Source organism: Streptomyces sp. NPDC017529 (genome assembly GCF_044329785.1).
Taxonomy (GTDB): domain Bacteria; phylum Actinomycetota; class Actinomycetes; order Streptomycetales; family Streptomycetaceae; genus Streptomyces.
Map to the genome: position 1 here is coordinate 214,736 of NZ_JBIRJY010000007.1, position 23,453 is coordinate 238,188.

24 protein-coding genes and 4 tRNA genes are annotated in these 23,453 nt (G+C 72.2%); 6 read left to right on the top strand and 22 right to left on the bottom strand.

All coding sequences use genetic code 11. From position 1 onward, the window contains the following. Positions 1–53: 53 nt before the first annotated feature. Both secE and ACH4K4_RS20560 read right to left on the bottom strand, forming a co-directional pair. On the bottom strand, positions 54–347 hold the full coding sequence (gene secE / locus ACH4K4_RS20555) for a preprotein translocase subunit SecE (RefSeq protein ID WP_360124553.1): 294 nt from the start codon (positions 345–347) through the stop codon (positions 54–56). A gap of 109 nt (positions 348–456) precedes the next feature. After that, a tRNA-Trp gene (locus tag ACH4K4_RS20560) sits at positions 457–529 on the bottom strand. A 184-nt stretch (positions 530–713) separates the two neighbouring features. On the opposite strand from ACH4K4_RS20560, the gene ACH4K4_RS20565 reads away from it, so the two are divergent. Then, positions 714–1,949, top strand: a complete 1,236-nt coding sequence (locus tag ACH4K4_RS20565; protein WP_398168970.1) for a pyridoxal phosphate-dependent aminotransferase — start codon at positions 714–716, stop codon at positions 1,947–1,949. 120 nt (positions 1,950–2,069) lie between these two features. Beyond that, a complete protein-coding gene (locus tag ACH4K4_RS20570; RefSeq protein WP_398168972.1) occupies positions 2,070–3,092 on the top strand; it encodes an adenosine deaminase in 1,023 nt (340 codons plus the stop codon). 6 nt (positions 3,093–3,098) lie between these two features. Here ACH4K4_RS20570 and ACH4K4_RS20575 read toward each other — a convergent pair whose 3' ends face one another. The 6 genes from ACH4K4_RS20575 to ACH4K4_RS20600 all read right to left on the bottom strand — a co-directional run bounded on the left by ACH4K4_RS20575 (position 3,099) and on the right by ACH4K4_RS20600 (position 5,727). Beyond that, positions 3,099–4,154: a UDP-N-acetylmuramate dehydrogenase gene (locus tag ACH4K4_RS20575; protein WP_398168973.1), complete on the bottom strand. Its 1,056-nt coding sequence runs from the start codon at positions 4,152–4,154 to the stop codon at positions 3,099–3,101. A gap of 69 nt (positions 4,155–4,223) precedes the next feature. Beyond that, positions 4,224–4,658 (bottom strand): MaoC family dehydratase, encoded by a 435-nt coding sequence (locus tag ACH4K4_RS20580; RefSeq protein ID WP_398168975.1) that lies wholly within the window; start codon positions 4,656–4,658, stop codon positions 4,224–4,226. 4 nt (positions 4,659–4,662) lie between these two features. Further along, entirely contained in the window at positions 4,663–5,118 is a 456-nt protein-coding gene (locus ACH4K4_RS20585) for a MaoC family dehydratase N-terminal domain-containing protein (protein ID WP_360124568.1), read from the bottom strand. Between the two features lie 163 nt (positions 5,119–5,281). Then, positions 5,282–5,446, bottom strand: coding sequence for a 50S ribosomal protein L33 (rpmG, locus tag ACH4K4_RS20590; protein WP_006604855.1), 165 nt, complete (start codon positions 5,444–5,446; stop codon positions 5,282–5,284). 88 nt (positions 5,447–5,534) lie between these two features. Further along, positions 5,535–5,607, bottom strand: a tRNA-Met gene (locus tag ACH4K4_RS20595). Between the two features lie 47 nt (positions 5,608–5,654). Continuing rightward, positions 5,655–5,727 (bottom strand) — tRNA-Thr (locus ACH4K4_RS20600). Positions 5,728–5,909: 182 nt separating this feature from the next. On the opposite strand from ACH4K4_RS20600, the gene ACH4K4_RS20605 reads away from it, so the two are divergent. Both ACH4K4_RS20605 and ACH4K4_RS20610 read left to right on the top strand, forming a co-directional pair. Beyond that, a complete protein-coding gene (locus ACH4K4_RS20605; RefSeq protein ID WP_398168977.1) occupies positions 5,910–7,199 on the top strand; it encodes an amidohydrolase family protein in 1,290 nt (429 codons plus the stop codon). Positions 7,200–7,301: 102 nt separating this feature from the next. Next, the gene (locus ACH4K4_RS20610; RefSeq protein ID WP_398168978.1) at positions 7,302–7,961 is read left to right on the top strand and encodes an NAD(P)H-binding protein; all 660 of its coding nucleotides are present in this window, start codon (positions 7,302–7,304) and stop codon (positions 7,959–7,961) included. 133 nt (positions 7,962–8,094) lie between these two features. Here the strand turns inward: ACH4K4_RS20610 and ACH4K4_RS20615 are convergent. Continuing rightward, positions 8,095–8,176, bottom strand: a tRNA-Tyr gene (locus ACH4K4_RS20615). A gap of 191 nt (positions 8,177–8,367) precedes the next feature. Here ACH4K4_RS20615 and ACH4K4_RS20620 point away from each other — a divergent pair. Together ACH4K4_RS20620 and ACH4K4_RS20625 are read left to right on the top strand one after the other, a co-directional pair. Continuing rightward, positions 8,368–8,856, top strand: a complete 489-nt coding sequence (locus ACH4K4_RS20620) for a YajQ family cyclic di-GMP-binding protein (RefSeq protein ID WP_030262720.1) — start codon at positions 8,368–8,370, stop codon at positions 8,854–8,856. Between the two features lie 148 nt (positions 8,857–9,004). Continuing rightward, positions 9,005–9,694: a hypothetical protein gene (locus tag ACH4K4_RS20625; protein ID WP_398168979.1), complete on the top strand. Its 690-nt coding sequence runs from the start codon at positions 9,005–9,007 to the stop codon at positions 9,692–9,694. 31 nt (positions 9,695–9,725) lie between these two features. On the opposite strand, the gene ACH4K4_RS20630 is transcribed toward ACH4K4_RS20625, so the two are convergent. The 13 genes from ACH4K4_RS20630 to ACH4K4_RS20690 all read right to left on the bottom strand — a co-directional run bounded on the left by ACH4K4_RS20630 (position 9,726) and on the right by ACH4K4_RS20690 (position 23,375). Next, the gene (locus tag ACH4K4_RS20630; RefSeq protein ID WP_398168981.1) at positions 9,726–10,118 is read right to left on the bottom strand and encodes a YccF domain-containing protein; all 393 of its coding nucleotides are present in this window, start codon (positions 10,116–10,118) and stop codon (positions 9,726–9,728) included. Positions 10,119–10,224: 106 nt separating this feature from the next. Continuing rightward, positions 10,225–11,088: a zinc metalloprotease HtpX gene (htpX, locus tag ACH4K4_RS20635; protein WP_398168983.1), complete on the bottom strand. Its 864-nt coding sequence runs from the start codon at positions 11,086–11,088 to the stop codon at positions 10,225–10,227. Positions 11,089–11,395: 307 nt separating this feature from the next. Beyond that, on the bottom strand, positions 11,396–12,952 hold the full coding sequence (locus ACH4K4_RS20640; RefSeq protein WP_398168984.1) for an NADH-quinone oxidoreductase subunit N: 1,557 nt from the start codon (positions 12,950–12,952) through the stop codon (positions 11,396–11,398). After that, positions 12,952–14,586, bottom strand: coding sequence for a NuoM family protein (locus ACH4K4_RS20645; RefSeq protein ID WP_398169208.1), 1,635 nt, complete (start codon positions 14,584–14,586; stop codon positions 12,952–12,954). Before ACH4K4_RS20645 ends, ACH4K4_RS20640 begins: the two co-directional genes overlap by 1 nt. Before the next feature lie 17 nt (positions 14,587–14,603). Beyond that, positions 14,604–16,637, bottom strand: coding sequence for an NADH-quinone oxidoreductase subunit L (locus ACH4K4_RS20650; RefSeq protein WP_398168985.1), 2,034 nt, complete (start codon positions 16,635–16,637; stop codon positions 14,604–14,606). Then, complete coding sequence (nuoK, locus tag ACH4K4_RS20655; protein WP_398168986.1) at positions 16,634–17,035, bottom strand: NADH-quinone oxidoreductase subunit NuoK; 402 nt, start codon at positions 17,033–17,035, stop codon at positions 16,634–16,636. The genes ACH4K4_RS20650 and nuoK overlap by 4 nt, the downstream gene beginning before the upstream one ends. Next, complete coding sequence (locus ACH4K4_RS20660) at positions 17,035–17,709, bottom strand: NADH-quinone oxidoreductase subunit J (protein ID WP_398168988.1); 675 nt, start codon at positions 17,707–17,709, stop codon at positions 17,035–17,037. Before ACH4K4_RS20660 ends, nuoK begins: the two co-directional genes overlap by 1 nt. After that, entirely contained in the window at positions 17,706–18,335 is a 630-nt protein-coding gene (locus ACH4K4_RS20665; protein ID WP_398168990.1) for a NuoI/complex I 23 kDa subunit family protein, read from the bottom strand. Before ACH4K4_RS20665 ends, ACH4K4_RS20660 begins: the two co-directional genes overlap by 4 nt. After that, entirely contained in the window at positions 18,335–19,300 is a 966-nt protein-coding gene (locus ACH4K4_RS20670) for a complex I subunit 1 family protein (RefSeq protein WP_360124605.1), read from the bottom strand. Before ACH4K4_RS20670 ends, ACH4K4_RS20665 begins: the two co-directional genes overlap by 1 nt. Beyond that, the gene (locus ACH4K4_RS20675; RefSeq protein WP_398168991.1) at positions 19,297–20,595 is read right to left on the bottom strand and encodes an NADH-quinone oxidoreductase subunit C; all 1,299 of its coding nucleotides are present in this window, start codon (positions 20,593–20,595) and stop codon (positions 19,297–19,299) included. Before ACH4K4_RS20675 ends, ACH4K4_RS20670 begins: the two co-directional genes overlap by 4 nt. Beyond that, the gene (locus tag ACH4K4_RS20680; RefSeq protein ID WP_398168993.1) at positions 20,592–21,305 is read right to left on the bottom strand and encodes an NADH-quinone oxidoreductase subunit B; all 714 of its coding nucleotides are present in this window, start codon (positions 21,303–21,305) and stop codon (positions 20,592–20,594) included. The genes ACH4K4_RS20675 and ACH4K4_RS20680 overlap by 4 nt, the downstream gene beginning before the upstream one ends. Further along, on the bottom strand, positions 21,296–21,697 hold the full coding sequence (locus ACH4K4_RS20685) for an NADH-quinone oxidoreductase subunit A (protein ID WP_031002969.1): 402 nt from the start codon (positions 21,695–21,697) through the stop codon (positions 21,296–21,298). The genes ACH4K4_RS20680 and ACH4K4_RS20685 overlap by 10 nt, the downstream gene beginning before the upstream one ends. A 169-nt stretch (positions 21,698–21,866) precedes the next feature. Continuing rightward, on the bottom strand, positions 21,867–23,375 hold the full coding sequence (locus tag ACH4K4_RS20690) for a DUF6177 family protein (RefSeq protein WP_398168995.1): 1,509 nt from the start codon (positions 23,373–23,375) through the stop codon (positions 21,867–21,869). Between the last annotated feature and the right edge of the window lie 78 nt (positions 23,376–23,453).

The window sequence follows — 23,453 nt, forward strand, 5'->3', positions numbered from 1 at the left end:
CTTCAAGGGGTTGAACATGCAAAGGGGCGCCCGCTCAGGCGCCCTTCGCGGGATCAGCCGAAGACGTACTTGACGGCCTCGTTGAATCCCAAGTCAATCACGGTTACGAGACCGATGACGATGACGACGAAGACGATCACCACGGTGGTGTACGTGGACAGCTGGCCCCGGGTGGGCCAGACGACCTTGCGGAGCTCGGCGATGATCTGCCGGTAGAAGAGAGCGAGGCGCGCGAACGGGCCCTTCTTGCCGCGCTTGCCGCCGCGGCGGGGCTTCTTCGAGTCCGTGGCCTCGTCTTCGGAACGACCGCGCTCAGGCATGTCGATGGAGCCCAGGGCGTCCGTCACTCGTCCTCACCTGAATCCGGGTCGTTGGCCGTGCCGCGCCCGGTAGAGCCGCACGGCGGTGCATTTCAGTACGTACGCGTGCACGCGCCTCGGTGAAGAGTGCGTGTAGCAGGGCCGGAGGGACTTGAACCCCCAACCGCTGGTTTTGGAGACCAGTGCTCTACCAATTGAGCTACGACCCTTTGTGGTTCCCCCAACCTACCGCATACCGACCGGTGCACCAGGTGCGTGGCCGCTTGCGCCCTGTTGGGAGCCAACGGTCAGCGAGTGTACGTGCTTCGCGTCCCGGCGTCGAACAGAAAGCCCCGAGGTGGTGCCTTCAAACCCGTGTGCCCGCCCCGTGGCGGGTCTGGGACCATGCAGTACATGAGCGCTGCTACTCCTCCCGCACAGTCCCCCGCCGACCGTCGGGTGTCGGCCCGCGTCGGGGCGATCTCCGAGTCCGCGACCCTCGCCGTGGACGCCAAGGCCAAGGCCCTCAAGGCCGCCGGGCGCCCGGTGATCGGCTTCGGCGCCGGCGAGCCCGACTTCCCCACGCCCGGCTACATCGTCGAGGCGGCCGTCGAGGCGTGCCGCAACCCGAAGTACCACCGCTACACCCCGGCCGGCGGCCTGCCCGAGCTGAAGGCCGCCATCGCCGAGAAGACGCTGCGCGACTCGGGATACGCGGTCGAGGCGGCGAACGTGCTGGTCACCAACGGTGGCAAGCAGGCGATCTACGAGGCGTTCGCGGCAATCCTGGACCCGGGCGACGAGGTCATCGTGCCGGCCCCCTACTGGACCACCTACCCGGAGTCGATCCGGCTGGCGGGCGGCGTGCCGGTGGAGGTGGTGGCCGACGAGACCACCGGCTACCGGGTGAGCGTGGAGCAGCTGGAGGCGGCCCGTACGGACCGCACGAAGGTGCTGCTGTTCGTGTCGCCGTCGAACCCGACCGGCGCGGTCTACACCCGCGAGCAGGTCGAGGCGGTGGGCCGCTGGGCCGCCGAACACGGCCTGTGGGTCCTCACGGACGAGATCTACGAGCACCTGGTCTACGGCGACGCGGAGTTCTCCTCGCTGCCGGTGGTCGTCCCGGAGCTGCGCGAGAAGTGCATCATCGTCAACGGCGTGGCCAAGACGTACGCGATGACCGGCTGGCGGGTGGGCTGGGCCATCGGCCCCAAGGACGTGATCAAGGCCGCGGCGAACCTCCAGTCGCACGCCACCTCCAACGTCTCGAACGTGGCGCAGGCGGCGGCCATCGCCGCGGTCTCCGGTGACCTGGACGCCGTCGAGGAGATGAAGGTCGCCTTCGACCGGCGCCGCAAGACGATGGTGCGGATGCTCAACGAGATCGAGGGCGTCCTGTGCCCCGAGCCGGAGGGCGCGTTCTACGCGTACCCGTCGGTCAAGGGCCTGCTCGGCAAGGAGATCCGGGGCAAGCGCCCGCAGACCAGCGTGGAGCTGGCCGAGCTGATCCTGGAGGAGGCCGAGGTCGCGGTGGTGCCGGGCGAGGCGTTCGGCACGCCGGGCTACCTGCGCCTGTCGTACGCGCTCGGTGACGAGGACCTGGTCGAGGGCATCACCCGCGTCCAGAACCTGCTGGCCGAGGCGAAGTAGCACGCAGCGGCACGTAGAGCGGGCCCCGGGGCTTCCCCGGGGCCCGCATCTGCTTTCGGACGGGCGCCCGTTCGGGAAAGGGCCTACCGGCGCGTCGGCCCCGTACGGCAAGATCCTGGGATGGAACGTGTACGCGATGTCCGAGAGCTGCCGAAGGCCCATCTGCACCTGCACTTCACGGGGTCGATGCGGCCCGCGACCCTGCTGGAGCTCGCCGACAAGTACGGCGTGCACCTGCCGGAGGCCCTGAAGGGCGGCGAGCCGCCGAAGCTGCGGGCCACGGACGAGCGCGGCTGGTTCCGCTTCCAGCGGCTGTACGACATCGCGCGCTCCTGCCTGCGCTCCCCCGAGGACATCCGGCGGCTGGTCCGCGAGGCCGCCGAGGAGGACGTCAGGGACGGCTCGGGGTGGCTGGAGATCCAGGTCGACCCGACGTCGTACGCGCCGCGGCTGGGCGGGCTGATCCCCGCGCTGGAGATCATCCTGGACGCGGTGGAGGCCGCCTCGCGCGAGACCGGCCTCGGCATCCGCGTCCTGGTGGCCGCGAACCGCATGAAGCACCCTCTGGACGCCCGTACGCTGGCCCGGCTCGCGGTCCGGTACGCCGACCGCGGGGTGATCGGTTTCGGGCTCTCCAACGACGAACGGCGGGGTTTCGCCCGCGACTTCGACCGGGCCTTCGCCATCGCGCGCGACGGCGGTCTGCTGGCGGCGCCGCACGGCGGCGAGCTGTCGGGCCCTTCGAGCGTGCGGGACTGCCTGGACGACCTGCACGCGGCGCGCATCGGCCACGGCGTGCGGGCGGCGGAGGACCCGGCGCTGCTGCGGCGGCTGGCCGACCGCGGGGTGACCTGCGAGGTCTGCCCGGCGTCGAACGTGGCGCTGGGCGTCTACGAGAAGCCGGAGGACGTACCGCTGCGGAAGCTGTACGACGCCGGCGTGCCGATGGCGCTGGGCGCCGACGACCCGCTGCTGTTCGGCTCCCGGCTGGCGGCCCAGTACGAGATCGCCCGCACCGCGCACGGTTTCTCGGACGCCGAACTGGCGGAGGTGGCCCGCCAGTCGGTACGCGGCTCGCGGGCGCCGGAGGACGTCCGCCGGAAGCTGCTGGCGGGCGTGGACGCGTGGCTGGGGGCGGTCTGACGCGTCCTAAAGGGTGACGCCGACCGTCACCGGCTCGTTGACCAGCGTGACGCCGAAGGCCGCGTGGACGCCGTCGCGGACCTCGCGGGCCAGCGCGAGCAGGTCCTCGGTGGTGGCCGTGCCGCGGTTGGTGAGGGCGAGGGTGTGCTTGGTGGAGATCCGGGCCGGGCCGCCGCCGTAGCCCTTGGTGAAGCCCGCGCGGTCGATGAGCCAGGCGGCCGAGGTCTTCACGCGGCCCTCCCCCGCCGGGAAGGCGGGCGGCGCGGCGTCCGCGCCGAGGCGCTCGTGGACGCGCGCGACGAAGGCGGCGTGCTCGGCCTCGGTGAGAACCGGGTTGGTGAAGAAGGAGCCCGCCGACCAGGTGTCGTGGTCCTCCGGGTCCAGGACCATGCCCTTGCCGGCCCGCAGCTTGAGCACGGTCTCGCGGGCGTCGGCGGCCGGCACCCGGTCCCCCGCCTCGACGCCGAGCGTGCGTGCGGTCTCCGCGTACTTGATCGGCGCGGACAGCCCGCCGGCGTCCTCCAGGGCGAAGCGCACGCGCAGCACCACGAACCGCCCGGGGTGCTCCTTGAAGCGGCTGTGGCGGTACGAGAACGCGCACTCGGCGTTTGAAAGGGTCACGGTTTCGCCCGCGGTCCGGTCGTACGCGACCACTTCGGTGATCGTCGTAGACACTTCCTGACCGTAGGCGCCCACGTTCTGAATGGGCGTCGCGCCCGCCGAGCCGGGGATGCCGGCCAGGCACTCGATGCCCGCGAGCCCGGCCTCGACCGTGCGGGCCACCGCGTCGGACCAGTTCTCGCCCGCGGCCAGCGTCAGGTCCGTGCCGTCCAGGGCGAAGCCGCTGGTGGCGATGCGCAGCGCGGTGCCCTCGAAGCCCTTGTCGCCGATGACCAGGTTGCTGCCGCCGCCGATGACGAGCAGCGGCGTGTCCGTCGCGTCGGCCTCGCGGACGGCCGCGATCACCTCGTCGTCCGTGGTCGCGGTGAGCAGCCGGGTGGCCGGGCCGCCGAGCCGGAAGGTGGTCAGCGGGGCGAGGGGGGCATCGTGGAGTTCCTGCACGGGCTCAAGGGTACGGGGGCGGTCCCGCCGCCCGGCCGGTCCGCCCCCGTGATGTAACGATCATGCTGGTCAGGCGAGCCGGACCACCGCGCGCGACATCCCCAGCACCTTCTGCCCCGCGCTGGTCGCGGTCAGGTCGACGCGGACCGTACGCGCCTGGTCGTCCAGCTTCGCCGCGACCTTGGCGCTGACCTCGACGACCGCGCCCTCCTCGTCGTTGGGCACCACGACGGGCTTGGTGAAGCGCACGCCGTACTCGACGACGGCGCCCGGGTCGCCGGTCCAGTCGGTGACCACGCGGACCGCCTCGGCCATGGTGAACATGCCGTGCGCGATCACGTCGGGGAGGCCGACCTCCTTGGCGAACTTCTCGTTCCAGTGGATCGGGTTGAAGTCGCCGGAGGCGCCCGCGTACCGGACGAGCGTGGCACGGGTCACAGGAAAGGTCTGCGCCGGGAGCTCGGTGCCGACCTCGACGTCGTCGTAAGAGATCTTCGCCGCCATCGCCTCAGCCCTCCTGCCCGGCGGCGCGCGCCACCAGCTTTGTGAAAGCGGTCACCACATGTTCGCCCGCTTCGTCGTGCACCTCACCGCGGATATCGAGAATGTCGTTTCCCGCGAGGGATTTGATCGCCTCGATGGTCGAGGTGACGGTCAGCCGGTCACCGGCCCGCACCGGCCGGGTGTAGGCGAATTTCTGGTCGCCGTGCACCACCCGGCTGTAATCGAGACCGAGCTGCGGATCTTCGACGACCTGGCCCGCGGCGCGGAAAGTGATGGAGAACACAAAGGTCGGCGGGGCGATCACATCGGGATGCCCGAGCGCCCTGGCGGCTTCGGCGTCGGTGTACGCCGGGGCGGGGTCGCCGATCGCCTCGGCGAATTCGCGGATCTTCTCCCGGCCGACCTCATAAGGAGCGGTGGCCGGGTAGCTCCGCCCGACAAAGGACTGGTCGAGCGCCATGGGCTCGCAACCTCCCTGAACTGGTCCCTGCAAGGGTCCCTGACCTGACATACCGGGGCGCCGGAGGACGGGGCCGCACGCCACGCCGCGTACCGCCGGTTGCGCCACAACGCCGCGAGGCCGCCCCCAGCGAGTGGGGACGGCCTCGCGAACGAGCCTGTTGTTATCGCGTCTCGCGGTGCGCAGTGTGCGAGTTGCAACGGGGGCAGTGCTTCTTCATCTCAAGACGGTCCGGGTCGTTACGCCGGTTCTTCTTGGTGATGTAGTTCCGCTCCTTGCACTCCACGCAGGCCAGCGTGATCTTCGGGCGGACGTCGGTGGCAGCCACGTGAGTGCTCCTTGACGGACGGATGGACGGGTGAACGCATAGAAGAGTAGCCGATCGGAGGACCGACCCCACAATCGGCTACTGTCAGTAGCGGTGACCGGACTTGAACCGGTGACACAGCGATTATGAGCCGCTTGCTCTACCGACTGAGCTACACCGCTGTGATGCGAGTGGACCCCGCCCGAAGGCGGGATACCTCACACATCAGAGCCCCAATACGGAATCGAACCGTAGACCTTCTCCTTACCATGGAGACGCTCTGCCGACTGAGCTATTGGGGCGAGCGATGAAGACATTACACGGCCTGCCGCCAAAGGTGAAATCCGTATCCGGAGCACCGCCGCGGCCGCCCCTCGCACCACACCGGTACGACTATTTCGCGCCTCCGTGAAGCTCCCCGGAGCGCCCCCTAGGCTCGGACCACGCTGCGTGATCTTGCACGCCCGGTCCTTCTAGGAGCGCGATGTCCGACAGCAGTCAGCCGCAACCGGGGCCGGAGAAGGCCGCGGGCAGCGGCGGCACCGGCGCCGCTGCGGGCACCCTGGTGCTCTGCGACGCCCGGCTCGCCGACGGCCGGGTCGTGGACGTACGGCTCAGCGGCGGGCGCATCGAAGCGGTCGGCACGGCCGGCAGCCTCGCCCCCCAGGGCACCCGCGTGGACCTCGGCGGCTACCTGCTCCTCCCGGCCCCCGCCGAGCCGCACGCGCACTGCGACACCGCGCTGACCGCGGACGCCGGCGGGCCCGCGGGCGAGACGCTCGAAGACGTGCAGCGGCGCACCACGGAGGCGGTCCTCCTGCAACTCGGGCACGGCGCGACGGCGCTGCGCACCCACGTACGGATCGGCGACGTCCAGGGGCTGCGATCGCTGGAGGCGGTCCTCCAGGCGGGCCGGTCGCTGCGCGGGCTGGCCGAGCTGACCGCGGTCGCGGTGCCGCGGCTGCTCACCGGGGCGGCCGGCGCGGACGGGCTGGCGATGCTGCGGGACGCCGTCAAGATGGGCGCCTCGGTCATCGGCGGCTGCCCGGACCTGGACCCCGACCCGGCCGGGTACGCCGAGGCCGTCCTGGAGCTGGCGGGCGAGCACGGCTGCGCGGTGGACCTCCACACGGACGGCGACGACCCCGCGCGGCTGGCGCGGTTCGCGGCGATGGCGGGCGGGCTGCGGCCCGGCGTGGCCATCGGGCCGTGCGCGGGGCTGTCGGCGCTGCCGCGGGAGATGGCGGCGCGCACCGCCGAGCAGCTGGCGGCGGCCGGGGTGACGGTCGTCTGCCTGCCACAGGGCGACTGCGCGGCCCTGGAGCGGCGCGGCACCGGACTGCCCGGCCGTGCCGGACCGGTGGGCCGGGTGGCCCGCCCGGCGCCCGTACGGCTGCTGCGCGCGGCCGGGGTACGGGTCGCCGCGGGCAGCGGCGCCCTGCGCGACGCGGCGAACCCGGTGGGGCGCGGCGACCCCCTGGAAGCCGCCTACCTGCTCGCCTCTCTCGGCGAGGCCTCCCCCGAGGCCGCGTACGAAGCGGTCGGCTCGGCCGCCCGCGCCACGCTGGGCCTGCCGGAGGTCCGCGTCGAAGCGGGCTTCCCGGCCGAACTCCTGGCCGTACGCGGCGAGAGCCTCGCCGGGGTGCTGTCCCTGGCGTACAGCCGCATCGTGGTGCACCGGGGGCGCGTGGTGGCCAGGACGAGCGCGGTGCGCGAGTACTGCGACTCGGCGGCGGTGGTGGCACTGGAGCTGCCGCGGCAGTCGCACCGGTAGGGCGGGGCCGGTAGGGCGGGACCGGTCCGGTCGGGGCGCGTCTGCGACGGCGCACGCCGGGGTATCGCGCTCCGGCGGGGCAACAGGCGTACGGTCGGGATCATGCGCATTGTCATCGCGGGTGGACATGGTCAGATCGCGCTGCGGCTGGAGCGGCTGCTCCACGGGCGCGGGGACGAGGTGGCAGGCATCGTCCGCCGGCCCGAACAGGCCGGGGACCTGCTGGCCGCCGGGGCCGAACCGGTCGTCTGCGACCTGGAGTCGGCCTCGGTCGGCGACGTCGCGCGGCACCTGGAAGGAGCGGACGCGGCGGTCTTCGCGGCGGGCGCGGGGCCGGGCAGCGGCATCGAACGCAAGGAGACGGTGGACCGGGCCGCGGCCGCCCTCTTCGCGGACGCGGCGGAGGCGGCCGGCGTGCGGCGCTTCGTCGTCGTGTCGGCGATGGGCGCCGACACGGAGCCCCCGGAGGGCACCGACCCGGTGTTCGCGGCGTACCTGCGGGCGAAGGGCGCCGCCGACGCCGACGTACGCGCCCGGGCGGGCCTCGACTGGACGATCCTGCGCCCCGGCCGCCTGACGGACGAGCCGGGCACCGGCCTGGTCTCCCTCGCCGGGTCGACCGGACGCGGCGAGGTCACCCGCGACGACGTGGCCGCCGTGCTCGCCGCCCTCCTGGAGGCGCCCGGCACGGCCGGCCGCACGCTGGAACTGATCGGCGGCGGTACACCGGTCGGCGAAGCGGTGGCGGCGGCCGCCGGCTGACCGGCACGGACGTGTGACGTCCGCGACAGCCCCGCCCCGGGGCTTCAGCGGGCGGCGCCCGCCGGGCCACACGAACGGGTACATGCGAAAAGGCCCCGATCGCGTTACGCGAATCGGGGCCTTTTCAGACCTGTGGCGGCGCCAGGATTCGAACCTGGGAAGGCGAAGCCGGCAGATTTACAGTCTGCTCCCTTTGGCCGCTCGGGCACACCGCCAGGGTTTGCTGCCGGGAGATCCGCCGGTGTGGCGTCGCTCCGTGGCAACGACGTAAACCATACCCGATGGCCGGGGGTGGTCCGCCACCTGGTTCTTCCCCGGTCGATCATGCGCGGGGTGACTAGGCTTGCGGGGCGGCCCGAACGGGGCCGCAGCCCTGACGGATCTACGTACGAGGAGCCAACTCAAGATGGCCGACTCCAGTTTCGACATCGTCTCGAAGGTCGAGCGGCAGGAGGTCGACAACGCCCTCAACCAGGCCGCCAAGGAGATCTCGCAGCGCTACGACTTCAAGGGCGTGGGCGCGTCGATCGAGTGGTCGGGCGAGAAGATCGAGATGCGTGCCAACGCCGAGGAGCGGGTGAAGGCAGTCCTCGACATCTTCCAGTCCAAGCTGGTCAAGCGCGGGATCTCGCTGAAGGCGCTGGACGCGGGCGAGCCGCAGGCCTCCGGCAAGGAGTACAAGATCTTCGCCTCCATCGAGGAGGGGATCTCGCAGGAGAACGCGAAGAAGGTCGCCAAGATCATCCGCGATGAGGGCCCGAAGGGCGTCAAGGCGCAGGTGCAGGGCGACGAGCTGCGCGTCAGCTCGAAGAGCCGCGACGACCTCCAGGCCGTGCAGCAGCTGCTGAAGGGCAAGGACCTGGACTTCGCGCTGCAGTTCGTGAACTACCGGTAAGAACGGTTTCCGGGCTACGGGCAGGGCCGTTCGGTGGGGCAGTACGCGGGTGCGTACCGCCCCACCGGTGCGTCGGGGGCCGGTGCGGACCGACGGATCCGGAGCGGGGGCTTGACCTCAAGTTTGGTTCAGGTCCGAGGCTGTAGCCATGACTTCGGAAACGGAAAACACTCAGGCCACGGCACGGTTCCTGACGGACGCGCTGCCCGACGTACGGCGGGCCGGCGTCGGCACCGTACTGATCGGCGAATGGGACGCGGGTAGCGCCGAACGGCAGCAGGCCATGATCGACGGCGCCGCGCGGACGTGGCAGGAGACGCCGCTGCCGGACGGCCTGGTCTCCCAGGTCTTCTTCTCCGGGACGGACGGCCGCACCGTGCTCGGCTTCGCGCAATGGGAAGAGGGCGCGGCCGGGGCGCCCCTGCGGTCCCCCGGGGCGGGCGGGCCGCGGCCCTACCGGTACTACCGCAGCCTGCTGCCCCAGGGCGAGCCGCCGGAGCCGGGGTGCATCGTGACCGTCTCCTTCGAGACGACGGGGCACGAGGCCGCCCGGCAGCTGGTCGACAGCCTGGTGGACATGATGGGCGGCGCGCAGCCGGGCTCCGCGAGCGCTTCCCCCACCCGTTCCGGCGGGATCTCCTCGAACTTCCATATCAGCGAGGACGGCACCCGGGTCTTCAACTACAGCGAGTGGACGGACGAGGCCGCGCACCAGCGCACGGTCGAGACGTCCCTCCAGGAGGGCGGCGCGGTGATGAACCTGATCGCGAGTATCCCGGGCGTCACGCCGCTCGGCTTCAAGCGGTACGTGGCGCCCCGGGGGCTCGTACGGCGGTGAGAGCCTGCCCGGAGAGCCGGGCGCGCCGTCGTCAGCGGGCGGCGAACGGCTGGTCCGTGGGGACGATCTCCCGGCCGAGCGGGAACAGGGAGAGCGGCACCATCTTGAAGTTCGCGATGCCGAGCGGGATGCCGATGATCGTCACGCACTGCAGCGCGCCCGTGACGATGTGGCCCAGCGCCAGCCACCAGCCCGCGAAGACGACCCAGACGACGTTGCCGATGACAGATCCCGCGCCCGAGTCGCGGCGCTCCACCGTCGTACGGCCGAAGGGCCACAGCGCGTACCCGGCGATCCGGAACGAGGCGATGCCGAAGGGGATCGTGATGATCAGGATGCAGCAGACGATGCCCGCGACGACGTAGCCGACCGCCATCCAGAACCCGCTCAGAACCAGCCATATGACGTTGAGGATGAGCTTCATGAGCGGCAGCCTTCCATGCGCTGTGCCGTGCGGTGATCGGGGCCTTCCCTCACCTAGACGCAGCGGCTGCGGGAATCGTTGCAGGTCTGCCGCGCACATCGGCCTGTCAGGAGTGGCGGCCCGCCATCTGTTCGAGGCGGGCGATGCGCTCGCGCATCGGCGGGTGGGTCGAGAACAGCTTGGTCATGCCGTCACCGGGCCTGAACGGGTTCGCGATCATCATGTGGCCGGCCGTCTCCAGGCGCGGCTCGGCCGGCAGCGGCAGCTGCCGGGTGCCCGCCTCCAGCTTGCGGAGCGCGGAGGCCAGGGCGAGCGGGTCGCCGGTGAGCTGGGCGCCGGAGGCGTCGGCCTGGTACTCGCGGGAGCGGCTGACGGCCAGCTGGATGAGGGAGGCGGCCACCGGGCCCAGGATCATGATCAGGAGCATGCCCAGGATGCCGGGGCCCTCGTCGTCGTCGGACCGGCCTATGGGAATCAGCCAGGCGAAGTTGACCAGGAACATCACGACCGAGGCCAGGGCGCCGGCCACGGAGGAGATGAGGATGTCGCGGTTGTAGACGTGGCTCAGCTCGTGGCCGATGACGCCGCGCAGTTCGCGCTCGTCCAGGAGGTGCAGGATGCCGTCCGTGCAGCAGACCGCGGCGTTGCGCGGGTTCCGGCCGGTGGCGAAGGCGTTCGGGGCCTGGGTCGGCGAGATGTACAGACGGGGCATGGGCTGGCGCGCGGCCGTGGAGAGCTCCCTGACCATGCGGTAGAGCTGTGGTGCCTGGAACTCGCTGACCGGGCGGGCGCGCATGGCCCTCAGGGCCAGCTTGTCGCTGTTCCAGTACGCGTAGGCGTTGGTGCCCAGGGCCACGAGGACCGCGATGATCAGGCCCGTACGGCCGAAGAGACTGCCGATGACGATGATGAGTGCGGACAGTCCCCCGAGGAGTACGGCGGTCCTGAGCCCGTTGTGCCTGCGGTGCACGGTACGCCCTCCAAATGGTGCGGCAGGGGAACCCTTTTGCTGACGTTTCCTCCACTTTTCAGTGGACCCTCTCTGTCTGGTCAACGCGAGGTGAAGGGCGCTAGTTCCCTTGTGCATCCGGAGACGGCGTACAGCCGTACGGGTGAGCCCCCGGACGGGTGCTCCCGCGGCACGCGCGAGACGGGTACGAAGCCAGGTGAAAACCGGCCACGACACGGTCCCGCACCGGCCGGGAAGTGGCCGGGGAACGATCGCAGCCCGGACCCGGGGTGCCCGGGTCCGGGCTGTCGCGTCGCGGGCCGGGCTCCTACAGGAGCGCGCCGGAGGCGAAGCGGAGAACGAGCTGCGGCGCTCCGGAGAGGGCGATGCCGAGTACGGCGGTGAGGACGATGGCGGCCGCGAGGGGCGCGGGGACGGCGGGCAGGGCGGCCGGGGCTCCGGACGCCTGCGTACGAACCCCCTCGGGAGCGCCGGCCCCGGCCTCGTCGCCGACCGTACGGAAGAGCACCGCCGTCCACTGGAGGTAGTAGTACAGCGCGATCACCACATTGACGGCCATCACCACGGCGAGCCAGGCCAGGCCCGCGTCGACCGCCGCCGAGAAGACCGTGACCTTGGCGAACAGGCCGATGATGCCGGGCGGCAGGCCCGCCAGGCAGAGCAGGAAGAAGCCGAGGGCGAGGGCGGCCAGCGGTCGGCGCGAGTAGAGCCCGCGGTAGTCGCTGATGCGGTTGGCGGGGCTCGTACGGGCCACGAGCGCGGCGACCGCGAAGGCGCCGAGGTTCACGGCCGCGTACATCAGGGCGTACGCGACGGTGGAGCCGATGGCGTGGGCCGCGTCGTCGGCGTACCCGGCGGCGGCGATCGGCACCAGGAGGTAGCCGGCCTGGCCCACCGAGGACCAGGCGAGCAGGCGTACGGCGCTGTGCGCGCGGCCCGGGGCCTGGCGCAGCGCCGCGACGTTGCCGACGGTCATGGTCAGGGCGGCCAGTACGGCGAGCGCCGGGCCCCAGACGTCCGCGTACGAGGGGAAGCCCTGGACCGTCACGAGGATGAGGCCGGAGAAACCGACGGCCTTGCCGATCACGGAGAGGTACGCGGCGATCGGCAGCGGCGCGCCCACGTACGTGTCGGGCACCCAGAAGTGGAACGGCACGGCGGCGGTCTTGAAGGCGAAGCCGACGAGGGTGAGGGCGACGCCCGCCGTGGCCAGGGTGGCCAGTCGGGGGTCGGGCAGGTGGGTGAGGGCGGCCGCGACCCGGTTCAGGTGGAGGCTGCCGGTCGCCGCGTAGACGAAGCTGACGCCCATGAGCATGACCGCGGTGGCCGCCACCGAGGACAGGAAGAACTTCAGGGCCGCCTCCGAGGAGAGGCGGTCCGCGCGCTTGAGCCCCACGAGGGCGAAGGCGGGCAGCGAGGCCACTTCGAGGGCGATGACGAGCGTCGCCAGGTCCCTGGAGGCGGGCAGCAGGGCCGCGCCGGCCGCGGAGGAGAGCAGCAGGAACCAGTACTCGCCCGCGGGCAGCCGGTGGTCCTCGACGGTGTTGAGGGACAGCAGCGCGGTGACCAGCGCGCCGGCCAGCACCAGGAACTGGACGACCACGGCGAAGTGGTCGGCGGCGTAACTGCACACGCCGGGGTCCGTGGTCAGGCAGAAGGTACGGCGGTCCCCCGCGACCAGGGGGAGGAGCGAGAGCGCGGCCAGGGCGAGACCGCCGGTCGCGACCCACCCCAGGAGCGGTTTGCGGCTTTCGGGGACGAAGAGGTCGGCGACCAGGACGGCCAGCGCGACGACCGCGGTGATGGTGGGCGGCGCGACGGCGAGCCAGTCGACGGACTGGACCAGGGAGGTCACGGAACTCATCACTTACCGCCTCCGAGGAGCTGCTGGACGGCCGGGTCGGTGAGGCCGAGGAGGGCCGCGGGCCACAGTCCGGTGAGGACGGTGAGGACGGCGAGGGGCGTCCAGGCCGCGTATTCGTAGCGGGCCAGGTCGGGGATGACGGGGGCGGTACGGGTGGCGCCGGCCCCGGAGCCGGCCGTCCCGGCGGTCTCCTCCGAACCGGCCGTCCCGGCAGCCCCGTTGCTCTCGGCCGTCTCCTTGCTGCCCATGCACACCCGCCGCACGACGATCAGCAGGTACGCGGCGGTGAGGAGCGTGCCCAGACCGGCCAGCGCCATGAACGTCAGGAACGCGGGCCTGCTGAGGCCGTCGGCGGGCTTGAAGGCGCCGAGCATGGCGAGCATCTCGCCCCAGAACCCGGCCAGTCCCGGCAGGCCGAGGGAGGCGATGGCACCGAAGGCCAGCAGGCCGCCGAAGCGCGGGGCACGCCCGTACAGGGCGGCTCCCGTGCGGCCCGCGAGCTGGTCGAGGTCGGTGGTGCCGTAGCGGTCCTTGAGTGCGCCGACCAGGAAGAAGAGGAGGCCGGTGATCAGGCCGTGCGCGATGTTGGCGAAGAGGGCGCCGTTGACGCCGGTCGGCGTCATGCTCGCGATGCCGAGCAGGACGAATCCCATGTGGCCGACCGAGCTGTACGCGATGAGGCGCTTGAGGTCGCCCTTGGCGCCGCGCCGGGCGAGCGCGAGGCAGGCCAGCGAGCCGTAGACGATGCCGACCGCGGCGAAGGCGGCGAGGTACGGGGCGAAGGTGTGCATGCCGTCGGGCGCGATGGGCAGCGCGATGCGCACGAAACCGTACGTGCCCATCTTCAGCAGGACGCCCGCCAGGAGCACGGAGCCGACGGTGGGGGCCGCGGTGTGCGCGTCCGGCAGCCAGCTGTGCAGCGGCCACATCGGCGCCTTGACGGCCAGTCCGATGCCGATCGCGAGCACCGCGAGCAGCTGGACGGTGTGGCTGAGCTGGGACTTCGGGCCGTTGTCAGTGGCGAGTGCCACCATGTCGAACGTGCCGGATTTCAGGCCGATGAGCAGGAGGCCCAGCAGCATCACGACCGAGCCGAGGAGGGTGTAGAGGATGAACTTCCACGCCGCGTACTGCCGTTGCGCACCGCCCCAGCGGGCGATGAGGAAGTACATCGGGATGAGGACCATCTCGAAGGCGAGGAAGAACAGCACGAGGTCCAGGACGGCGAAGGTGGCGAGGGTGCCGGCCTCCAGGACCAGGAGCAGGGCCACGAATGCCTTGGGAGACGGGCCCGCGGGCATGTGGAAGTAGCTGTAGAGCGCGCAGAGGAAGGTCAGCAGCGCGGTCATCACGAGAAGGGGGAGCGAGATGCCGTCGATGCCGAGGTGGATCCGGATGCCGAGGGCCTGGATCCAGCTGATGTCGGTGGTGGCCTGCATCCGGGCCGGGTGGTCGTGGTCGAAACCCGCGGCCAGTGCGATGGATGCGGCCAGCACGACGCCGGTGACGGTCACGCCGTGGCGCAGTACGGCCTGGTCGGGGTCGCGGCCCCGGAGACCGGGCGGGGCCGGGAGCAGGGCTGCGACCGCGCCCAGCAGGGGGAGGACGACGACGCCCGCGAGGAGAAGCTGCATAGCGGTGTGATTCACGGTCAGGCTCCCGTGCCCGTAGCGACGAGGACAACGGCGACGGCCAGGACGAACGAGCCCGCGAGCAGCGCGCCCAAATAGGTCTGCACATTGCCGGTCTGGGCGCGGCGGACGGCGGCGCCCAGCCAGCGGGGGGCGGTGCCCGCGCCGTGTACGTACGTGTCGACGACCTCGCGGTCGAGGAAGCGTACGAGCCGGGCGCCGGCGCGTACCGGCCGGACGAACAGCGCGGTGTAGGCGGCGTCCAGGCGGAAGCCGAGGGCGGCGTGGCAGTGCAGCGGCCCCAGGAGGAGGCGGCCGGGGTCGGCGGGGTCCGGGGCGCCGGCGTTGTCGCCGTACGCGGCGGCGTGGGTGGCGATGGCCTTCTCCTCGGAGTCCGCGGGGGCGGCGTCCGGGGCGACGGCGACCGCGCCGAGCGGGACGCGGGCCGCGAGGGCGGTGGTGTGCCGCCAGGCTCCGTAAGTGACCAGGGCGCCGACGAGGGCGATGCCGGTGCCCAGGACGGAGGTGGTCAGGGTCGGGATCAGCGACCGGCCGTCGAACCAGTCGGGCAGGACGGGGGTGGCCAGGCCCAGCACGAGGGTGGGGACGAACAGCACCCACAGGACGGTGTTCATCACGAGCGGCTGCTTGCCGTGGTCGGGGGCGGGTTCCGGGCCCTTGCCGTGGAAGGCCAGCAGCCACAGGCGGGTCGCGTACCCGGCGGTGAGGAGGGCGGTGAGCAGGCCTGCGATCAGTACGGTCCAGCCGGCCGCCGTGGGGACGGCGGTGAGCGTGCCGGAGGCCGTCGCGTGGCCGGTGGCGGCGTGTTCGGCGGCGCCCAGGACGGCTTCCTTGGAGAAGAAGCCGGCGAACGGGGGGATGGCGGCCAGAGCGAGCAGCGCCACCGTCATCGTCCAGTAGGCGTCGGGGATGCGCCGGGCCAGGCCGCGCATCCGCGACATGGCGGCCAGCGAGTTGGTGCCGGCGGCGTGGATGACCACACCGGCGGCGAGGAAGAGCAGCGCCTTGAAGGCGCCGTGCGACAGGAGGTGGAAGACGGCGGCCCCGCGGTCGCCGACGGCCAGGGCGCCGGTCATGTAGCCGAGCTGGCCGACCGTCGAATAGGCCAGGACGCGCTTGATGTCGTCCTGCGCCAGGGCGGCGAGTCCGGATCCGACCATGGTGACCGCGGCCATGACGGCGAGCACGACCATCGCGGTGGCGGAGGCCGCGAAGACGGGGAGGAGACGGGCGACGAAGTAGACACCGGCGGCGACCATGGTGGCCGCGTGGATGAGGGCCGAGACCGGGGTCGGGCCCGCCATCGCGTCGGGCAGCCAGGTGTGCAGCGGGAACTGGGCCGACTTGCCCGCGACGCCGGCCAGGAGCAGCAGCGCGACGAGGGTGGGGTGGTCCAGGCCGCCGACGGCCACGGTCTTGAGGATGCCGGTGATGCGGAACGTACCGGCGTCGGCGGCGAGCGCGAAGAGGCCGAACAGGAAGGGGACGTCGCCCAGCTTGGTGACGAGGAACGCCTTGAGGGAGGCGGCGCGGGCGGCTTCGGTCTCCCAGTAGTGGCCGACCAGGAAGTACGAGCAGATGCCCATGATCTCCCAGCCCACCAGCAGCACCATCAGGTCGCCGGAGTAGACGACCAGCAGCATCGCGGCGGTGAAGAGGGAGACCAGGGCGGCGTAGGAGGGATAGCGCGGGTCGTCGCGCAGGTAGCCGGTGGAGTAGATCTGCACGCAGCAGGCGACGACGGCCACGAGCACGGCGACGAGGGCGGCGAAGCCGTCGATGTGCAGGGCGAGGTCGATGGGGACCGAGCCGGTGGGGGTGAGCCGGGTCGCGGCCTCCACCGGGGCCTTCCCCGCGCCGGCGCCACCGCCCTGGGCGACGGCCACGACGACGGCCAGGGCGGCCGCGGCGAGGGTCGGCAGGATGGCCAGCGGGCGCACGAAGCCGGGCGCCCGGCGGCCGAGGAGGATGCCCGCGAGGGCGCCGAGGAAGGGGAGGAGGGGAACGAGTACGGCGGTGGTCGTGGTCGTCACGCGGCGGCCTCCGCCCGCTGGTCCGGCCGCGGCCGGCCGGTGGCGCCGTCCGCGCCGCCGGTGGGGTCGTCGTTCGGGTCGCTGCCGTCCGGGCGTTCGGCGAGGTCGCGCAGGCGGTCCACGTCCGAGCTGCCGCGGTTGCGGTAGACGAGCAGGACGATCGCCAGGCCGATGCCGATCTCGGCGGCGGCCACGGCGATGGTGAAGAGGGTGAGCGCCTGGCCGGCGTGCAGCTTGTCGCGCAGCCAGACGTCGAACGCCACCAGGTTGAGGTTGACGGCGTTGAGCATCAGCTCGACGGACATCAGGACCAGGATCGCGTTGCGGCGGGCGAGGACGCCGTACAGGCCGACGCAGAAGAGGAGGACGGCGAGGACGGCGGGGTAGGCGAGATGCATCAGCCTCGGCCCTCTCTGAGACGTGCGCGGTCACCGGACTGTTCGCGGGAGCCGGGCTGCTTGCGGGCGCCGGTCTGCTTCCGGGAGCCGGGCTGCTCGCCGCCACCGGCCTGCTTATCTCCGCCGGCCTGCTCGCTGTCGCCGTTCTTGCGGGAGAGCACGATCGCGCCGACGAGGGCGGCGAGGAGGAGGACGGAGAGCGCTTCGAACGGCAGCACCCAGTACTGGAACAGGCTGCGCCCGGAGGCTTCGGTGGAGCCTTGGACCGCGCCGTCCAGGTCGATCCAGGTCGTACGGAACGCGTCCACGACGACCCAGACCAGAGCGGCGGCGGAGGCGGCGGCCACGGCGATCGCGGCCCAGCGGTTGCCCGAGTCGGCGTCCGGGGAGCGGCCGATGGGCGCCTTGGTGAGCATCAGCCCGAACAGGAGGAGGACCACGACGGAGCCGACGTAGATCAGGACCTGCACCCAGGCGATGAACTCCGCGGTCAGCAACAGGTACTCGACGGCGATGCCGCCGAGGGCGACGACCAGCCACAGGGCGGCGTGCACCAGCTGCTTGGTGGTGACGGTGACCACGGCGGCGCCCAGGGTGACGAGGCCGACGAGGAGGAAGGCGATCTCCACCCCGGTCGGCGAGAGGAAGCCGTGGCTTGCGGCGGCGAGCGTCACGCTCCTCCCTCCTGTTCCTGGGCGGTGTCCGGGGCTGCTCCCCGGGCTGCTTCCTGCTCGGCCTGCCGTTCGGCCGCTTCCTGCGCGGCGAGTTTGTCGGCGGCCTTGCGGGCCGTGGCGATCTCCTTGGGCTCCTCGGCGGCGGGGTCGAGGGCGGGCGGTTCCGGGACCGTCCACATCCACTCGCGGAGTTTGTCCCGCTCGTGGGTCAGGTTGTGGATGTCGGTCTCGGCGTACTCGAACTCCGGCGACCAGAACAGCGCGTCGAAGGGACAGACCTCGATGCAGATACCGCAGTACATGCAGAGGGAGAAGTCGATGGCGAAGCGGTCCAGGACGTTGCGGCTGCGCTCGCGTCCGCCGGGGGCGGCGGGCGGCACCGTCTCCTTGTGGGAGTCGATGTAGATGCACCAGTCCGGGCATTCGCGCGCGCACAGCATGCAGACCGTGCAGTTCTCCTCGAACAGCCCGATCACGCCGCGGGTGCGCGGAGCCAGGTCGGGCTGTACGTCCGGGTACTGCTCGGTGACCGAACGCTTCGTCATCGTCCGCAGGGTCACGGCCAGGCCCTTGGCCAGTCCGCTGCCGGGCCAGCCGGTCTTCTTCCGCGGGTTCTCCGGGGCCATTACGAGATCACCACCTTGACGACGCCGGTGAGGGCGATCTGGGCGAGGGCCAGCGGGATCAGCACCGTCCAGGCCAGCTTCTGCAGCTGGTCCTCACGCAGCCGCGGGTAGCTGACGCGCAGCCAGATCACACCGAAGGCGAGAACCGCGGTCTTCAGGAGCGTCCACAGCCAGCCGAGGCCGTCGGCGCCGAACGGCCCGTGCCAGCCGCCGAGGAAGAGCACGGAGGTCAGGGCGCACAGGACGACGATGCCTGCGTACTCGGCCAGCAGGAACAGCGCGAAGCGCAGGCCCGTGTACTCGGTGTACGCGCCGAAGATGATCTCGGAGTCGGCGACCGGCATGTCGAACGGCGGCCGTTGCAGCTCGGCCAGCCCCGCCGTGAAGAAGACCAGGCCGCCGACGATCTGCCACGGCACCCACCACCAGTGGAAGGCGTCCAGGATGCCGGGCAGCGAGAGCGTCCCGGCGGCCATCGCGACGGAGGCGGCGGCGAGCAGCATCGGCAGCTCGTACGCGAGCAGCTGGGCGGCCGTACGCAACCCGCCCAGCAGCGAGAACTTGTTGGCCGACGCCCAGCCCGCCATCAGCGAGCCCAGGACGCCGACGCCCATGACGGCGAGGACGAAGAAGACGCCCGCGTCCAGCGACTGCCCCACCGCGTTGTCCGGGCCTATCGGGATGGCGACCAGCACGAGCAGGTACGGCAGGAGCGCGACGGCGGGCGCGAGCTGGAAGATGCGCCGGTCGGCACCGGCCGGTACGACGTCCTCCTTCTGCGCGAACTTCACACCGTCGGCGACCAGCTGCGCCCAGCCGTGGAAACCGCCCGCGTACATGGGACCGAGGCGGCCCTGCATGTGGGCCATGACCTTGTGCTCGGTCTGGCCGATGACCAGGGGAAAGACGAGGAAGGCGACGAAGACGGCGATCAGGCGCAGGGCGATGTCGAGGGCGTCGCTCATGGTCTGGTCCCGCCTTCTTCCGCCGCGTCGTCCGCGGCGGCTCGCACGTCTTCGGCGCCTGGGGCGTCGTCGTTGGTGGTGGGCTTCGCGGGTTTCGGCTCGGCCCGCTTCTCGGGTTTCGGCTCGTCCTCGAAAGCGGGGCGGGCGTGGTGCCACGGCGCGTCCGGGGAAGCGGGCGCGCGCGGCGCCTCGGCGGGCCCGGCGGCAGGCTCCGCCGCAGCCCCGGCAGCGGGCGGTTCACCGGCCGCCGCCGGGCCGGCCGCTGCCGAGTCGGCCGCTGCCGGGTCGGCCGCCGCCTGGCTGGCCGAGCCCTGGCTCGCGCTGCGCATCCGGCGGGCGGGGCGCTCGGGCCGGGCGGCCGGAGCCGGCGCCTCGGCCGGAGCCGGCGCGCCCGTACCCGCGGCCGCCGTCGCGTCGGCGGCCGGTGTCTCCGCGCCACTCGCGGTGCTCTGCTGGCTCGCCGAGCCCGCGCTCGCCGTACGCGTACGCCGGACCGGCCGCTCCCCTGCCGCCCCACCGGCCGCACGGGCACCACCGGCCGCGCGCGCACCACGAGCCGGCCGGGCCGGGGCAGGCGGCAGCTGGCCCTTCAGCGGGCCCCACTCGTTCGGGTCGGGCACGCCGGGCGGCAGCATCTGGCGGCGCTTGGGCCCGCCGTGCTCGGACTCGCCCGGTTCCTTCGCCCCCGGCCACGCCTTGGCGACCCGCGCCGCGAGCACGAAGTCCTTGCGCAGCGGGTGGCCCTCGAAGTTCTCGGGGAGCAGCAGGGGCACGAGGTGCGGGTGGCCGGTGAAGTCCACGCCGAACATCTCGTGCGTCTCGCGCTCGTGCCAGCCCGCGCCCGCGTACACGCCGATGGCGGTGGGCAGGGCGGGGCTCTCGTGCGGGACGGTGGTGCGCAGGACCAGGCGCCGTACGGTGCCGGGCCTGGCCACGTCGGCGAGGTGGGCGCAGACGCGGAAGCCGGTGCCGGGCTCGTCGACCGCGCTCAGCCAGTCGAAGTAGCTGCACCCGAGGTCGTCGCGGGCGGCGGTCAGGGCCGGGATCCAGGCCTCCGCGGGCACGTCCACGGTGAGGAGCCCGTACGCCTCGTCCGCCGTGGCGCCGGGCCCGAAGAGTTCCTCGGCCGGACCGGGCAGCCACCCGACGGGCGCGACGTCCTCGGCCGCACCGGCGGACGTGCCCGTGTCCGGCGTCTCCGTACCCGGCGTCTCGGCAGCCGGGGCTTCCGTCTTCGGGGCTTCCGTCTTCGGAGCCTGCCCGGCCTGCGGCTCCGGAGGCTGTTCGTCGCTCACTGGCCGCCCGCTCCCTTCGGCTCCCCGTCATCGGTCTCCGCGGCATCTGCCACGCCCGCCGCGCCCGCCGTATCCGACGCCGCCGGCGGTGCGACCAGCCCGCTGCGCAGCGCGCCGGTCGACGGCCCGGACGCACCGGCACCGCTCGCGCTCCCGTACCGCTCCCCCAGCGACTCGGCGGCGATCTTCTCCTGGAGCTTGAGGATGCCCTGCAGCAACGCCTCGGGCCGCGGCGGGCAGCCCGGTACGTACACATCGACGGGAATGATCTGGTCGACGCCCTTGGTGACCGCGTACGAGTCCCAGTAGGGGCCCCCGCAGTTCGAACAGGCGCCGAAGGAGATGACGTACTTCGGCTCCGGCATCTGCTCGTACAGACGCTTGACCGCGGGGGCCATCTTGTCCGTGACCGTGCCCGAGACGATCATGAGGTCGGCCTGCCGCGGCCCCGGCGCGAACGGGATCACGCCCAGCCGGATGAAGTCGTGCCGCGCCATCGACGCGGCGATGAACTCGATCGCGCAACAGGCCAGCCCGAAGTTGAAGACCCAGAGGCTGTAGCGCCGGCCCCAGTTCAGGACCACCTTCATCGGTTCGGGGGCCAGGCGGGCGAGCGGGCCCAGCCGGCGTTGTTCGACGGCACCGCCGGCGGACACGACAGGCAGCTGGGTGCCCGTCGTCGTGGCCGGCTTCGAATGCGTCACGTCCATTCCAGGACGCCCTTCTTCCATGCGTAGAGCAGGCCGACGGCGAGGAAGCCGAGGAAGATGAACATCTCCACCAGCGTGACCCCGCCGAAGCCGGGAGCGGCGAAGACCGTCGCCCAGGGGAACAGGAAGATCGAGTCGACGGCGAAGATCACGTACAGGAAGGCGTAGACGTAGTAGCGGACCTGGGTGTGCGCCCAGCCCTCACCCACCGGGTCCACGCCGCATTCGTAGGTGAGCAGTTTCTCCGGGGTGGGCACCACGGGCCGCAGCAGCCGCCCGGCCCCGAAGGCCACGGCGACGAAGAGCACACCGATCACGGCAATGAGCCCGACGACCGAGTACCCCTGGAAATAGTCCGCGGCAAGGCTGGTGCGTACGGTCGCGTCCGGCACGTCCGCCCTCGCTCCCTGACTGCTCTTGTTCAACGACTTCGACGATCTGTACGGACGGGAGTCTAGGCCCTGGCCCGCCCCCCGTGACCAGCCGCGTCACATCACGGACCGCGGCGCCCCCACTTCGCCCCCGCATGGCCCCGTGGCCGGAACCCGCCACGCGGCCGCGTCAGGCCCCACCGGCCTGGTGCGTGCCCCGTGTCCGATTCGCCCTGTCTGGTCGCAAATACCCGATGAGACCCTCCAGCGCCTCCCAGCCCCCCTCTCCCAGCGGATAGTGAAATCCCGCCGCGGCCATCGGCCCGAGTTGCCGCGGCGCCTCGGGAAGCGGCGGCCGTCGCGCATGAGTGATCCCGATCTCGCGCACCTCCGCGCTGCCCAGCACGAACGCCAGCGGTTGCGCGGGCACCTCGAACCGGGCAGGGACGCTCAGGTCGGTCCGGGCGACACGCTGCTGGACCAGGGAGGTGACCAGGCCGTGCCGGGTGACCAGCCGGGCGGACAGCTCGGGCAGGCCGCCGATGGGGAGATCCGCGTCGTACGGGAACCCGAAAGCAGCGGTGACGTCCTCCTCGACACCCTCGCCGGTACGGCTTACCCGGAGCGTGGCGATGCCGGGGCGGTCCGGGTGCCCGACGACGACGAGCCAGGTGGGTTCGGGCGCGCGCTCTCGTGCGAAGTCGGTCAGTTCGTGCCGGGACCAGCGCAGGGCGGCCGGTTCGGCGGTGCCCCAGCCGGCCGGCGGCGCGCCTGTGACGTGCTGCCAGACGTCCTCCAGAGCGCCGCCGAGGACGAGATCGCGGTCGGCGGCGTGGCGGACTCGCAGGGAGAGGACGAGCTGCCGTCCGGGCGTGTACCCGTCGTCCTCTGCGCCTTCCGCGCCTGCGGTCGCCGCTGCCCTGGTGCCGTCCGTACCGTCGGCCTGTTCCGCGGGGGTCCCCCTGACGAAGGCCGGCACCAGGTTTCCTGTCGCGGCGAAGTGCCCGTCCGCTCCTGGCTGCCACCGCAGTTCGGACCCCGACAGCCCGTCGTAGTAACCACCCTCGCCGTCTTGGACGACCCAGCGGTTGGGTATCCCGGTCAGTGCCGTGCGTACGGGCAGGGTGAGCCGCGCGCCGGGCGGTGTCACGATCTGCAGGGCCCGCTCCCCGCTCGCCGCCGCGCGGAACGCGTCGGAGAGCCAGGCCGTCAGGCAGATCACCGGCCGGTCCTGGACGACCACCGCCGCCTTACCCGTCAGCACGTCGACGGCAGGGTGCTCCGTCGCCTGCCCTGCCGTGGGGACGACGTCCGTCACGGTCTCCCCGTATGCGTCAACGGCCGCCGACCTCGGCCACACCGCACCGCCGAGCTGCGCGACCAACCGACTGGCGATGACACCGGCGAGCCGGTCTCCGCCACGCGCCCCGGTGGCTGCCCGTACCTCGGTCCACCACAGCGGACCGGCTCCCGGCACCGCACCCGACGGTCCGAGCAGCCGCGCGGCCTCACCGGGCGTGTGCACCAGTACGGGAGCCTCGACGGACGCCAGCGGGCGCCCCTCGGCGTCGGCCAGCCGGAGCACGGCGCCGTCGGCGTGGCTGGAGACGTGAGCCTCGGGTCCGCCCGCCATCATCCCGGCCGCAAGGCTCCACACATCCGGCATGCGCCGGGTGAGCGCGATCACATCCGTCGTCATCGTTCCGTCCCCGTCCGTTCGTTCTCCGCGGCCGCGCCGGGGCTCCGGGCTTCCTGGCACGGCCTGGTCCAGCTACGG